The organism is Microbacterium oleivorans (genome assembly GCF_023715745.1).
Taxonomy (GTDB): Bacteria; Actinomycetota; Actinomycetes; order Actinomycetales; family Microbacteriaceae; genus Microbacterium; species Microbacterium oleivorans_D.
Genome location: NZ_JAMBOV010000006.1, coordinates 30,215 through 42,746 on the forward strand (window position 1 = coordinate 30,215; position 12,532 = coordinate 42,746).

At 70.9% G+C, this 12,532-nt stretch carries 12 protein-coding genes; 7 read left to right on the forward strand and 5 right to left on the reverse strand.

Going from position 1 to position 12,532, the window contains the following annotated elements:
* The first annotated feature begins 4 nt into the window (after positions 1-4).
* Positions 5-1,081 (forward strand): SseB family protein, encoded by a 1,077-nt coding sequence (locus tag M3190_RS13770; RefSeq protein ID WP_251582804.1) that lies wholly within the window; start codon positions 5-7, stop codon positions 1,079-1,081.
* A 43-nt stretch (positions 1,082-1,124) separates the two neighbouring features.
* On the forward strand, positions 1,125-2,138 hold the full coding sequence (ligD, locus tag M3190_RS13775; RefSeq protein ID WP_251582806.1) for a non-homologous end-joining DNA ligase: 1,014 nt from the start codon (positions 1,125-1,127) through the stop codon (positions 2,136-2,138).
* A gap of 3 nt (positions 2,139-2,141) precedes the next feature.
* Here ligD and M3190_RS13780 read toward each other — a convergent pair whose 3' ends face one another.
* From M3190_RS13780 to M3190_RS13795, 4 genes are all read right to left on the reverse strand, one after another.
* A complete protein-coding gene (locus M3190_RS13780) occupies positions 2,142-3,338 on the reverse strand; it encodes an AI-2E family transporter (RefSeq protein WP_251582808.1) in 1,197 nt (398 codons plus the stop codon).
* Between the two features lie 44 nt (positions 3,339-3,382).
* A complete protein-coding gene (locus M3190_RS13785) occupies positions 3,383-4,423 on the reverse strand; it encodes an ATP-dependent DNA ligase (RefSeq protein WP_251582816.1) in 1,041 nt (346 codons plus the stop codon).
* A 39-nt stretch (positions 4,424-4,462) separates the two neighbouring features.
* Entirely contained in the window at positions 4,463-5,689 is a 1,227-nt protein-coding gene (locus M3190_RS13790) for an acyl-CoA dehydrogenase family protein (protein WP_251582826.1), read from the reverse strand.
* A 68-nt stretch (positions 5,690-5,757) separates the two neighbouring features.
* Positions 5,758-6,420 carry a TetR/AcrR family transcriptional regulator gene (locus tag M3190_RS13795; RefSeq protein ID WP_251582828.1) on the reverse strand — a complete coding sequence of 221 codons (663 nt, stop codon included), beginning with the start codon at positions 6,418-6,420 and terminating at the stop codon, positions 5,758-5,760.
* A gap of 73 nt (positions 6,421-6,493) precedes the next feature.
* Here M3190_RS13795 and M3190_RS13800 point away from each other — a divergent pair, with 73 nt between their 5' ends.
* The gene (locus tag M3190_RS13800; RefSeq protein ID WP_251582830.1) at positions 6,494-8,008 is read left to right on the forward strand and encodes an FAD-dependent oxidoreductase; all 1,515 of its coding nucleotides are present in this window, start codon (positions 6,494-6,496) and stop codon (positions 8,006-8,008) included.
* Between the two features lies 1 nt (position 8,009).
* On the opposite strand, the gene M3190_RS13805 is transcribed toward M3190_RS13800, so the two are convergent.
* Positions 8,010-8,510 carry a small multidrug efflux protein gene (locus M3190_RS13805; RefSeq protein ID WP_251582832.1) on the reverse strand — a complete coding sequence of 167 codons (501 nt, stop codon included), beginning with the start codon at positions 8,508-8,510 and terminating at the stop codon, positions 8,010-8,012.
* Between the two features lie 152 nt (positions 8,511-8,662).
* On the opposite strand from M3190_RS13805, the gene M3190_RS15555 reads away from it, so the two are divergent.
* From M3190_RS15555 to sucC, 4 genes are all read left to right on the forward strand, one after another.
* Complete coding sequence (locus M3190_RS15555) at positions 8,663-9,859, forward strand: sensor histidine kinase (RefSeq protein WP_251582834.1); 1,197 nt, start codon at positions 8,663-8,665, stop codon at positions 9,857-9,859.
* Complete coding sequence (locus tag M3190_RS13815) at positions 9,856-10,458, forward strand: response regulator transcription factor (protein WP_217531577.1); 603 nt, start codon at positions 9,856-9,858, stop codon at positions 10,456-10,458. The genes M3190_RS15555 and M3190_RS13815 overlap by 4 nt, the downstream gene beginning before the upstream one ends.
* A gap of 3 nt (positions 10,459-10,461) precedes the next feature.
* Positions 10,462-11,214, forward strand: coding sequence for a phosphotransferase (locus M3190_RS13820; protein WP_251582836.1), 753 nt, complete (start codon positions 10,462-10,464; stop codon positions 11,212-11,214).
* Positions 11,215-11,347: 133 nt separating this feature from the next.
* Positions 11,348-12,514 carry an ADP-forming succinate--CoA ligase subunit beta gene (sucC, locus tag M3190_RS13825; protein WP_251582838.1) on the forward strand — a complete coding sequence of 389 codons (1,167 nt, stop codon included), beginning with the start codon at positions 11,348-11,350 and terminating at the stop codon, positions 12,512-12,514.
* Positions 12,515-12,532 lie beyond the last annotated feature (18 nt).

Consider the following 12,532-nt stretch of genomic DNA (forward strand, 5'->3'; position numbering starts at 1 on the left):
AGCAATGGCTCTGTTCTCCCGCCGCCCGAAGAAGGACTCCGACCCCCAGGGGGAGGTTCCCGTCGACGCGCAGGCCGACGTCGACGAGGTCCAGCAGGACGTGAGTGCGGCGGTTGCTGCCGAGCAGGCCGATGAGGCGGATGCCGAGCCCGTACCGCACGTGCCCATCTCGGTCTCGACCTACGGGAAGCCGGTTCCGCGACCCGCCCCCGAGCCTCAGCCTCTGCCGAAGACCCCCGAGACGGCGCCCGCTGCGAGCGAGAGCCGTCCGGGCATGCCCGACAACACGCTGCTCGCCGCTGCGCTGTCGGAGGTCCCCGAGGAGGTCGACAACGCCGCGATCCTCTCCGTCATGCGGCAGGCCCTGCAGGGCACCCTGTACCTGCGCATCCTCGGCGACGCCCGCGCGCAGGCGGCCGCCGGCGAGCCGCTGCGACTGGCGATCTCCATCGTGGGTGACAAGAAGTTCCTCCTCGCCTACACCGGTGCGGCCGCGCTGCAGGCCGGTCTCGGCGATGAGGCCCAGAACACCTCGATCCTGGGCCAGCCCGCACAGCGTGTGCTGCGCAACGTCATCGACGCGGGCTACGACGGCATCGTCTTCGACCACGCAGGACCCGGTCGCCGCATCGTCCTGCCGACGGGCCTCATCCAGCGCAGCCTCGACCAGGGCGACCCGGAGTTCACGATCAAGAACCTGCTCGCCGGACCGCGGACCGCGGACACCGCCCGGGCCGTCGTCGACGCGCTGGTCGCGCGGGGCGCCTGGATCGCGGCAGGACCCAGGCCGGACGGTCAGGGCATGGGCGTCGCCGAGGCGCGCTCGGCCGAGGGCGGGCGCTACCTGCAGGTCTTCTCGCACCCGCTCGAAGTGCTGACGCTGCGTCGTGAGGACCAGCCCATGCCGCTCACGGCGGCGCAGCTGGGTGCCGCGCTCAAGAGCGAGTCCGGCCTCGACGGCTTCCTCATCGATCCCGCGGGCCCGTGGATCCGGATCGAACGCTCCGAGCTCGACGCGCTCATCACGATCGCCGACGCGGCCGAGACCGTCGACGCCGCGGCCGACACCGACCAGGACTAGCAAGCCCCTGTCCCCACCCGGAGTCCGCGCCTAGGGTGGGCGCATGGCGTCGGAGCGGATCACCCTGCAGCTGCCCGGAGGCAAAGAGCTCTCGCTCTCCAGCCCGAACCGGATCGTCTTCCCCGAACCGGGGATCACGAAGCACGAGCTGGCCGAGTACGTCCTGGCTGTCGAGGCGCCGTTCCTGCGCGCGAACGGGCACCGCCCGGTCTCGCTGGAGCGGTTCCCCGACACCGTCGACGGCGACAGCTTCTTCTCGAAGAACCCGCCCAAGGGCACGCCCGACTACGTCGATCAGGTGATGTGCACCTACAACAGCGGGCGTCGGCATCCGCAGGTCGTTCTCGGCGAGATCGCCGCGGCCGTCTGGGCGGTGCAGATGAACACGGTCGTCTTCCATCCCTGGGCCTCGCTCGCCGCCGACACGGACAATCCCGTCGAGCTGCGCATCGACCTCGACCCGCAGCCGGGAACGGACTTCTCGGATGCCGCGGCGGTCGCGCCGGTGCTGCGCGAGGTGCTTCGCGAGGCCGGGCTCGAGCCGTGGCTCAAGACGAGCGGCAACCGCGGCATCCACGTCTTCTGCCCCATCGAACCGACGCACGAGTTCCTCGACGTGCGCCATGCGGTGATCGCAGCGGGGCGCGAACTCGAACGGCGGATGCCGGATCGTGTCACGACCAACTGGTGGAAGGAGGAGCGCGGAGAGCGCATCTTCGTCGACTTCAACCAAGCGAACCGCGATCGCACGATGGCGGGGGCGTACAGCCCGCGCGCCCTGCCGGGGGCGACCGTGGCGACACCGATCACGTGGGAGGAGCTCGCCGACGGTGTGGATCCCGCGGCGTTCACCGTCCGGACCGTGCCCGACCGTCTGGCCGCGACCGGTGACCCCTGGGAGGGGTTGCAGGACGCGCCCGGCCGGATCGACGCGCTGCTCGAATGGTGGCAGCGCGATCTCGAGGCGGGTCTCGGCGAACTGCCCTTCCCGCCCGAGTTCCCCAAGATGCCGGGGGAGCCGCCGCGCGTGCAGCCGTCCCGCGCGAAGAAGGACTGACGCTCAGTCTGCGGTGCGCGGCGTGCCCGCCGTGACCGTGTCAGCCTTCTCCTCTATGGGCTGCTTCCGTCGCGCCCACCGGGCGGGCGTGTTCGGCCCGTCCCAGACCTGGATGATGCCCCACGCGGCAGCGGTGAGCGGAACCGCGAGGATCGCGCCGACGATGCCGCCGAGCACGGTGCCGATGGTGAGGGCGATCAGGACCGCGAAAGCGTGGAGCTTCATCGATCGGCCCATGAGGAACGGCTGCAGGAAGTTGCCTTCAAGCTGGTTCACCGCCACGACGATGACGACGACCCAGATCGCTGCGACGAGGCCGTTCGTCACGAGGGCGACCAGCGCCGCCAGGATCCCGGCGACCGTCGCTCCCACGATGGGAATGAACGCGAGGACGAACACGAGTGCGCCGAGCGGGAGGGCGAGCGGGATCTGCAGGACCAGGAGACCAATCGTGATGCCGACCGCGTCCACCGCCGCAACGGCCGCCGTTCCCCGGAGGTAGGCGCCGAAGGTCTGCACGGCCTTGTGGCCGACTCGTACGGCGCGCTCGTAGTCCGATCCGCGGAAGGGGCGGATGAGGAACTCCCAGAGCTGCGGGCCGTCCTTCAGGAAGAAGAACAGCGTCACGATCATCAGGACGAGCCCGGTGAGGAAGTTGGCGACCGCGCTGACGCCGGCGAGAGCACCGGAGCCGAACTGCGCGCTCGTGAGGAAGTCGGTGGCCGTGCCGACCCATTCGTCGATCTGCTTCTGGTCGATGTCGAACGGCAGCGTCTCGGCCCAGGCAAGGACGCTCTGGAATCCGTCCTGCGCTTTGCTCGACAGATCATCGAACTGGTGGCGGACGGCATCGACGACGAGCCAGCCGATTCCTCCGAGCACGACGACGAACGCCAGCAGCGTCAGGATGGTCGCGAACACCGAGGGGATGCCGTGCCGTCGCAGCCACCCCATGAGGGGCGCGGCTGCCGAGGCGATAATCAGTGCCAGGAGCACCGGGATGACCACGACGGTGAGCTGCAGCATCCCGAGGATGAGCGCCGTCGCGATCACGCCGACGATGATCACCTGCAGCGACCGGGTAGCGAGGGTGCCGAAGCCGTCGGACCACATGCTGCCGGGCTTGCCGGCTGAGGTCACCAGCAACGGCTTGTTCTCATCGGGTCGCACCGTGCGGGAGGAGGAGAAGAACGGGCCCATGCAGCGACCCTATCGACCCGCTGTCTCCGGTGAGGGCCCTTGACTCAGCTGAGGACGTCGGCCAGGTCGTACGCGGTCACGGTCTCGAGCTGGTCGAACGTGCACGAGCGGGCGTCGCGGTCGGGACGCCACCGCTGGAACTGCACGGTGTGGCGGAAGCGGTCGCCCTCGAGCTGGTCGTAGGCCACTTCGAGCACCCGCTCGGGTCGCAGACGCACGAACGAGGTGTCCTTCGAGGCGGTGAAGCGGGATCGGTCGGACTGGCCGGTCACCGCGTCACCGTCCTCGTCGCGGACGACCAGCGGTGCGAGCTCGTCGATCAGTTCGAGCCGGCGGGCGTTGCTCCACGCCGCCACGCCACCCACCTGATGCAGGTGCCCGTCGCCGTCGTAGAGCCCGACGAGCAGCGAGCCCACTCCCTGACCGCTCTTGTGGATGCGGTAGCCCACCGCGACGACGTCGGCCGTCCGGGCGTGCTTGATCTTGAACATCGTGCGCTTGCCGGGTGCGTAGGGAAGGGCGAGAGGTTTCGCGACGACGCCGTCGAGACCCGCGCCCTCGAACTCGGCGAGCCAGCGTTCGGCGAGCGACGCGTCGGTGGTCGTCCGGGTGAGGTGGATCGGATGCGGCACACCGCCCAGCAGGTCTTCGAGCTGTGCGCGGCGCTCGGAGAACGGTGCGTCCCGCAGGTCGCGGTCGCCGCGGGCGAGCAGGTCGAACGCGACGAACATGGCGGGGGTGGTCTCGCTGAGCATCGCGACGCGGGAGGCGGCGGGGTGGATGCGCTGCGACAGCTGCTCCCACTGCAGTCGCTGCGAACCCGGCTCGCCGTCGGCGACGACGATCTCGCCGTCGAGCAGGCATGGCTCCGGCACGAGACGCGAGACGGCGTCGACCAGCTCGGGGAAGTAGCGCGTCAGCGGCTTCGACCCGCGCGAGCCGATCTCGACCTCGGACCCGTCCCAGCCGATGAGGGCCCGGAACCCGTCCCACTTCGGCTCGTAGAGCAGGCCCCCGGCGGTCTTCGCCGGGTCGGGGATGCCGGGGACGGACTTCGCGAGCATCGGCGCGGGGATCTCGTACATCCCCTCATCCTGCCCGCCCTCCTGGCTGGGGGGAACGGATCAGGCGAACGCGCTCACGCCGGTGACGTCACGACCCAGCAGGAGCGCCTGCACCGACTCGGTGCCCTCGTACGTGTGGATCGCCTCGATGTCGGCCATGTGCTGCATCACGCCGTTCTCGAGCAGGATGCCGTTGCCGCCCAGCAGGTCCCGGGCGGTCGCGGCGACCCGGCGTGCGGCGCGCGTGTTGTGGAACTTCGCGAGGGACGCCTGCGTGGGTCGGAGGCCGCCCGCGGTCTCGAGTTCCGCGAGGCGTCGACAGTAGAGCTGCATCGCCGTGAGGTCTTCCAGCATGTGGGTGAGGCGCTCCTGCACCATCTGGAAGCGGGCGAGCGGCTTGCCGAACTGGACACGCTGCTGGGCGTACTGCAGTGCAATCTCGTAGCAGGCAGTGGCGTGGCCGAGAGCCGACCAGGCGACGCCCGAGCGGGTCGCGTACAGGACCGTCGACGCATCTTTGAAGGTCCGCGTCCCGGGAAGGACCGCGTCGACGGGCACCCGCACGTCATCGAGAGCGATGAGGGCCTGGTGGATGCCGCGCAGCGACGCTTTGCCGGGAATGACGGTGCCGGTGTAGCCGACGCGGTCCTGCTCGACGAGGAAGCAACGGACGGCCCCGTGGTGCTCGTCGCCCTCGGCGTCGACGCGGGCCCAGACGAAGGTGACCCCGCCCGACGCGCCGTTGCCGATCCACTTCTTCGCGCCGCGGATCACCCACTCGTCGCCCTCCCGCCGCGCTGTCGTCTCGAGCGACACCGAATCGGATCCGTGATCGGGTTCGGTGAGGGCGAAGGCGGCGGGCACCTCGAAACGCGCGATCGCCGTCAGCCAGCGCTCCTGCTGGGCCTCGCTGCCGAAGAGGGCCAGCGTCCGAAGGGCGAGTCCACCCTGCACGGCGAGCACGGTGCCCAGCGATCCGTCGCCGCGCGAGACCTCCATGTTCACGAGCCCCGCGGCCAGTGGCGAGAAGCGCGCGAGCCGAGGGTGGTCGATGCCGTCGTTGAGCAGATCGAGCTCACCGAAGCGCCGGGCGATGTCGAGCGGGTACTCGGCGGTGTCCCAGGCCTCCCGCATCCGGTCGCCGATCTCGTCGACGAAGCGCTGCGCCCGCTGCCAGACCTCACGGTCGCCGGCCGGGATGTCGGCGAAGACGGCGTAGTAGTCCGTGTCGAGACGGCCGAGCACGTCGTACCGGCCGGAGGCGCCGCCGGGCAGGGGAGTGGTCATCGCGCCAGGATACGCCCGGTTGAGATTCAGTTCCACTTGAAGTGGAACGGCGTTTCAGTGGCGGGGAGTCAGCGCAGAGACCCCAGCCGTCTGGCCACCTCGGCAGGGGGCATCCGTCGGGGGAACGTCGCCACGACGATGTCGTCGCCGGACGGCGGTTCGGGGTCCGGGTGGACGCCGAACCGGCGCAGCAGCTCGTCGTACGCGGACTCGAGGACCGCGGCGGGCACGTGCGTCGAGCCGCGGAGCAAGCGCCGCAGGACGTGGTTGTGCACCGCCGTCACCGCAGCGGCGAACGCCACCGCATCGACGGGGTCGAGCCCGGGGACGGACCGCCGCAGGTAATCGTCGAAGAGCCGCTCGTAGCGGAACACGGTGACGATCTCGCGATCGCGGAGCGAGGGGACCTGGCGGACGACGGCGTAGCGACGGCGCGCGACCTCGGGGTCGTCGGCGAAGTGGCGGAACACCTGCACGGACGCCTCGCACACAGCCGCCCACGGATTCTGATGGGGATCAGCGAGATAGGTCCGCAGCTTCTCGAGCAGGACCTCGTGGTCGGCGAAGACGACGTCGTCCTTGCCACCGAACTGGCGGAAGAAGGTCGACCGCGAGACGCCGGCCGACTGGGCGATCTGCTCGACCGAGGTCTGCTCGTAGCCGTGCTCGGCGAACAGGGCGAGCGCGGCGGCCACCACTGTGCTGCCCGTGGGACGGAGGTCGTCGGCCATGGACGGAAGCCTAGTGCGACGGACTTCTGTCAAGGCCTGTGCCCTCGGCGGTGCGACACCGTTGACTCGGCGCATGTCGTCCCTGTGGAAGCAGCATCCGTCCGAGTCCTCCGGCACACCCTTCGCCCCCGGCAGCCGGCACGAGGTCGTCGTCGTCGGGGCCGGGCTCACCGGTCTCGCGACCGCCTACGAGCTCGCGCAGTCGGGTGTCGACGTCGCCCTCGTCGAGCGCGGCGGGATCGGCGAACTCGCCTCGGGGTCGAACACCGGCAAGGTGTCCTTGCTGCAGGGCACGACGCTGTCGTCGCTGCGTTCCGGGCACCCGGCATCCCTCGTCCGCGCCTACGTCGACGCGAACCGCGACGGTCTTGCGTGGATGACGGGCACCGCCGAGCAGCTCGGAGTGCCGCTCACGTCGCGCACCGCCTATACCTACGCCCAAGGGGACGAGGGACGACGCGCGGTCGTGAAGGAGTACGACGCCGCTCGAGAGGCGGGTCTCCCCGTCCGGCTCGCGGACGACGCCGAGCTCCGCGAGGCCGCCGTCCCGATGGTGGCGGCCGTCGCGCTCGACGACCAGCGGGCGATCGATCCGATGCAGATGCTCGCGGCTCTCGCGGACGCGTTCGTCGCGGCGGGCGGCACCCTGCACCTCGGCGTCCACGTCCGCGGGGTCAAGGTCTTCCCCGAGCCGCGGGTGGAGACCGACCTGGGTCCGCTCTTCGCCTCGCGGGTCGTGGTGGCCACCGGCATCCCGATCCTCGATCGCGGTCTGTACTGGGCGAAGGTCAGCGGAATGCGGTCGGCGTGCGTCTCGTTCACCCTCACCGCACCCCTGCCGGACGGCATGTACCTCTCCGCCGACGAACCGACTCGCTCCGTGCGGACGATCCTGCCCGGCGACGGACCGTCGGAGGTCGCGCAGATCGTGGTCGGCGGCGCCGGTCACCCCGTCGGGCGCGCCGATTCGGAGCGGGCGATGCTCGACGAACTGTCGCTGTGGGCGCAGCGGACGCTGCCGGTGGGGGAGGAGACCCATCGGTGGTCGGCGCAGGACTACACCTCGCACAACCGGATCCCGTTCATCGGTGCGATGCCCCGGTCGCTCGGCCGTGTGCGCTTCGCGACCGGCTACGCGAAGTGGGGGCTGACGAACGCGCCCGCCGCGGCACTGCGCATCGTGAGCGAGCTGCGTGGCGAGAGCCCGCGCGAGCGGCCGCGGTGGATGACGCAGATCGGCACGCGTCTGACCATGCCCGCCGACCTCGCTCAGGGCGCGATCGAGAACGCGAAGGTGGGGCTCGCAGCGGCGAAGGGGTGGGCCGGCGCCGAGGCCGAGGCTGTTCCGGTGCCGCAGCCGGCCGAGGGGGAGGGCGTCGTGGCGCAGCGCGCCGGTCACCCGGTCGGGATCTCGACCACCGGCGGACAGACCCGTGCGGTGAGCGCGGTGTGCCCGCACCTCGGCGGTGTCCTCGAGTGGAACGACCTCGAGTGCACCTGGGACTGCCCGCTGCACGCCTCGCGGTTCACGGCCGAGGGCGAACGCATCGAAGGCCCCGCATCGCGAGGCCTCCGACGGGTCGACTGACTCAGCCGGCCGCGGCGATCACCCCGGTGATGATCAGGGTGACGAGGGTGGTCCACAGCACGATGGCCGTGCCCTGCCAGAACAGGACGGTGCGGGTCGGGACGCCGGTGCCCTTCAGCGCTGCGGCGGTGAACTGTGTCGGCAGGATGAGGGGCCCGAGAAGGCTCACCCCGGGCGTCCCGTAGCGGTGGTAAGCCTTCTGGAACTTCTCGGATCGCGCCGACGCGGGCTTCTCGGCGCCGCCCCCGCGCGTGGTGACGGCGGTGCGCACCCGGGCGGTGACGAGCACGACGATCGCGACGCAGAGGAAGTTGCCGGCGGCGCCGGCGACCGCGGCCGCGACCGGGTGGATGCCGCCGATGATGCCGATCGCGGCTGCGCCCTCGCCCTCGATGAAGGGGACGGCTCCCGCGAGCGCCACGATGAGCGGCTGAACGAGGTCGGGCACCTGCGCAACGAGGTCCTGGAAACCGGCGACGAGGTCGGAGACGGGGTTCGACATGATGTCCTCTCGGATGCGGCGACCGGATCTCGTATCGCCGTGATCCCATCCCATCGAGGAACCCGCGGCCACGGCAGTGCCGCGGCGTCACCTCTCACCGGGAGGTCCGATGACCCGAGGGGTGACATTCGTCATGGTCGTACTGTGGCGGTGTGACAAGCCCCGACCCGACCCCGACGCGCACCGCCGTCTCGCTCGCCCGTGGGGTGACGGCCACCGGGTGGTACATCGCATCGTCGATGGTGTTCTTCCTCATCGGCGCGCTGATGGTCTGGGGTGTCGTCGTGCTGGTCGCCCGTGGGGGCTGGCGCGACCCCGTCACGCTCCTCCTCTTCGTCGGTCTGTCGATGGTCGTGGTGGTGACGACGACCGTGCTGCTCGCCCGTTACCGCCGCGACGGCGACCTCGATGACCGCGACCGCCCGTCGGCACGTCGCCGGTTCCTCTCGGTGCCGGCGGTCGCGGGGGTTCTCGCCTCGGCAGGTGTCGGCGTCGCCTCGGCATCGGCGTTGCTGGGGGCGGCGCTCGCCGGCACCGTCCTCTGCCTCGTCCGGTGGGGCCCGGGCATCCGGTGGCGGGGCGTCGTCCTCCTCGAGGTCGCCCTCGTCGTGCTGTGGATCGTGGAGTTCAGCCGCCCGATCGGGGCGAGCGACGCGTTCCTCCCCGCCTTCTTCGCACTCAGCCTGCCGGCGATGCAGGCCCTCTCGCTCTGGTCGTGGGACGTCGTCCTGGAACTCGACCGAGCGAGGCGGACCGAGGCGCGCCTGGCCGCCGTGCAGGAACGCCTGCGTCTCGCGGGCGAGCTGCACGACCTGCAGGGTCATCATCTGCAGGTGATCGCGCTGCAGCTCGAGCTGGCCGAGCGGATGATCGGACGCGATCCGGATGCCGCCGCCCACCAGATCGCGCTGGCGCGGGCCTCCGTGGACGAGGCGCGCGAGGGCACCCGCTCGCTCGCGGGACGGTTCCGCGGGGTACCGCTGCCCGACGAGCTCGCCAACGCGGCGGACCTGCTGCGGGCCGCGGGGCTGGAGGTCGCGCTCGACGTCGCGGCGGATGCGGCATCCGCCCCCGCCGACCTTCTCGGGCCGGTCGTCCGCGAATGCACGACCAACGTGCTCAAACACGGTGGCGGCCGCTGGGCGCGGCTCGGCCTCGAGCGCGCGGGAGATCTGTGGCGACTCACCGCCGCGAACGACCCCGGGCCGGCTTCGACGATCGGCGCGGGTGCGGGACTCGAGGGCATCACCCATCGCGTCGGCGTGGTCGGCGGAGACGTCGTCACTCACCGGGCGGAGGACCGCTTCGAGCTCGTCGTGACCGTTCCCGCCGCAGGAGGTACCGCATGATCCGTGTGCTCATCGCCGACGACGAGGACATGATCCGCACGGCGCTCGCCGCCCTGCTCGCCCTCGAGGACGACCTCGAGGTGGTCGCGGAGTGCGCCGACGGCGAGAGCGCCGTCGCCCGCGCGCTCGAGCTGCGGCCCGATGTGTGCCTGCTCGATCTCGAGATGCCCGGCATCGACGGCGTCGAGGCGGCGGCCCGCATCCGTCAGCGCATCCCCGCCCGGTGCGTCGTCGTCACCCGCCACGCGCGTCCCGGGGTGCTGCGACGCGCGCTCGGCGCCGGCGTCGACGGCTTCGTGCCCAAGTCGCGGCCCGCGGGGGACGTCGCCGCGGTGATCCGCGAGGTCGCTGCAGGTCGCCGGTACGTCGACCCCGAGATCGCCGCCGACGCGCTCAGCGATGAGCGCTCGCCGCTGACCGACCGCGAGCTCGACGTGCTGCGCGCCGGTGCCCGCGGCGAGACGATCGCCGACATCGCGGCATCCCTCCACCTGTCGGCCGGCACCGTCCGCAACCACGTGTCATCCATCCTCGGCAAGCTCGGCCTCGCCACCCGTCAGCAGGCCGCGATCACGGCCCGCGAACGCGGCTGGATCTGACGGATGCCGCACGAGGAACCCCTCGCCGGCGGTAACGCGAGCGGCACCGTCGTCCGCATCGGCGACACCGTGCGGAAGCCGTGGGCCGCGTCGACGTCGAGCGTCGTCTCTTTCGTCCACGCCCTGCGCGCCGCCGGCGTCGATCTGCCCGAGCCCCTCGGGCGCGACGAGTCGGGGCGGCACGTCCTCGAGTACGTGCCCGGGGAGCTCGCGATCGAGCGCGGTCGAATGGCGGCGAGCGAGCTGCGACGGGTCGGCGCGATGGTGAGGGCGATCCACGATGCGAGTGCGGCGTACACCGCGCCCTCGGATGCGGTGTGGGAGACGGCGATCGCCGCACCCGGGGCGGAGCTCGTCTGCCACAACGATCTGGCCCCGTGGAACCTCGTCATCGGCGACGACCGGTGGGTGTTCATCGACTGGGATGCCGCCGCGCCCAGCACGCGTCTGTGGGACCTCGCCTACGCCGCCCAGGCCTTCACGCTCAACGACACCTCGGTCGCCCCGCACGTCGCGGCGGCATCCCTCGCGGCGCTCGTCGACGGATACGGCGCCGACGTCGAGCTTCGGCGCGCACTGCCGGAGGCGATGGTGCAGCGCACCGCCGCGATGCACGACCTCCTCCGGAGATCGCACGACATCGGCGTCGAGCCGTGGTCGTCGATGTTCGTGCACGGACACGGCGAGCACTGGCGGCACGTCGAGGTCTACGTCGAGCAGCACCGACGGGTCTGGACCGCCGCGCTCGAGGGCTGATCACCCCCGCCGATCGGGGGGATCCCGCGCGGGGCACTCAGGCGCAAGTAGTAGGCTCTTCGACCGGGCGATCTCTCGACATCGAGATAGTTCCGCGCCCGTCACCCCCGCCGTCGCCCAGCGAAGGATTGCAGTGGACCTTTACGAGTACCAGGCACGAGACCTGTTCGAGAAGTACGAGGTGCCGGTGCTCGCCGGCATCATCGCCGACACCCCTGAGGAGGCGAAGGCGGCTGCCGAGAAGATCGGCGGTGTGGTCGTCGTCAAGGCTCAGGTCAAGACCGGAGGTCGCGGCAAGGCCGGCGGCGTCAAGGTCGCCAAGACGCCCGATGAGGCCTACGCGGCCGCCGAGGCCATCCTCGGGCTCGACATCAAGGGCCACGTCGTCCAGCGCGTCATGGTCGCGCAGGGCGCCGACATCGCGGAGGAGTTCTACTTCTCCGTGCTGCTCGACCGCTCGAACCGCTCGTACCTGAGCCTCTGCTCGGTCGAGGGCGGCATGGAGATCGAGGAGCTCGCCGTCGAGCGCCCCGAGGCGCTCGCGCGCATCGAGGTCGACCCGCTGCAGGGCATCGACAAGGCGAAGGCCGTCGAGATCGCGAAGGCCGCGAACTTCCCCGAGGACCTCGTCGAGAAGGTCTCGGACGTGTTCGTCAAGCTTTACGACGTCTACAAGGGCGAGGGTGCCACCCTCGTCGAGGTCAACCCGCTCGTCCGTACGGGCGCCGGCGACATCGTCGCCCTCGACGGCAAGGTGTCGCTCGACGACAACGCCAGCGAGGTGCGTCACCCCGAGCACGAAGAGCTCGAGGACAAGGGTGCCGCCGACCCGCTCGAGGCGAAGGCGAAGGCATCCGGCCTCAACTACGTCAAGCTCGACGGTCAGGTCGGCATCATCGGCAACGGCGCGGGCCTGGTCATGTCGACCCTCGACGTCGTCGCCTACGCCGGTGAGAACCACGGCGGCGTGAAGCCCGCCAACTTCCTCGACATCGGCGGCGGCGCGAACGCCCAGGTCATGGCCTCGGGCCTCGACGTGATCCTCGGTGACGAGCAGGTCAAGAGCGTCTTCGTCAACGTCTTCGGCGGCATCACCTCCTGCGTCGCCGTCGCGGAGGGCATCGTGAAGGCCCTCGAGATCCTCGGTGACGCGGCCACGAAGCCGCTCGTCGTCCGCCTCGACGGCAACCAGGTCGATGAGGGTCGCGCGATCCTCGCCGAGGCGAACCACCCGCTCGTGACGCTCGCCGCCGGTATGGACGAGGGCGCCGACAAGGCCGCCGAGCTGGCGAACGCCTGAGACGCGCCGAGACTACTG

Bases quoted from the DNA above. Each gene is read 5' to 3' on its own strand.
- M3190_RS13790 (WP_251582826.1), bottom strand. From the start codon at position 5,689: ATGACCACTCCCCTGCCCGGCGGCGCCTCCGGCCGGTACGACGTGCTC.
- M3190_RS13820 (WP_251582836.1), top strand. From the start codon at position 10,462: ATGCCGCACGAGGAACCCCTCGCCGGCGGTAACGCGAGCGGCACCGTC.
- M3190_RS13815 (WP_217531577.1), top strand. From the start codon at position 9,856: ATGATCCGTGTGCTCATCGCCGACGACGAGGACATGATCCGCACGGCG.
- ligD (WP_251582806.1), top strand. From the start codon at position 1,125: ATGGCGTCGGAGCGGATCACCCTGCAGCTGCCCGGAGGCAAAGAGCTC.
- M3190_RS13800 (WP_251582830.1), top strand. From the start codon at position 6,494: ATGTCGTCCCTGTGGAAGCAGCATCCGTCCGAGTCCTCCGGCACACCC.
- M3190_RS13805 (WP_251582832.1), bottom strand. From the start codon at position 8,510: ATGTCGAACCCCGTCTCCGACCTCGTCGCCGGTTTCCAGGACCTCGTT.
- M3190_RS13795 (WP_251582828.1), bottom strand. From the start codon at position 6,420: ATGGCCGACGACCTCCGTCCCACGGGCAGCACAGTGGTGGCCGCCGCG.
- M3190_RS13770 (WP_251582804.1), top strand. From the start codon at position 5: ATGGCTCTGTTCTCCCGCCGCCCGAAGAAGGACTCCGACCCCCAGGGG.
- M3190_RS13780 (WP_251582808.1), bottom strand. From the start codon at position 3,338: ATGGGCCCGTTCTTCTCCTCCTCCCGCACGGTGCGACCCGATGAGAAC.
- M3190_RS13785 (WP_251582816.1), bottom strand. From the start codon at position 4,423: ATGTACGAGATCCCCGCGCCGATGCTCGCGAAGTCCGTCCCCGGCATC.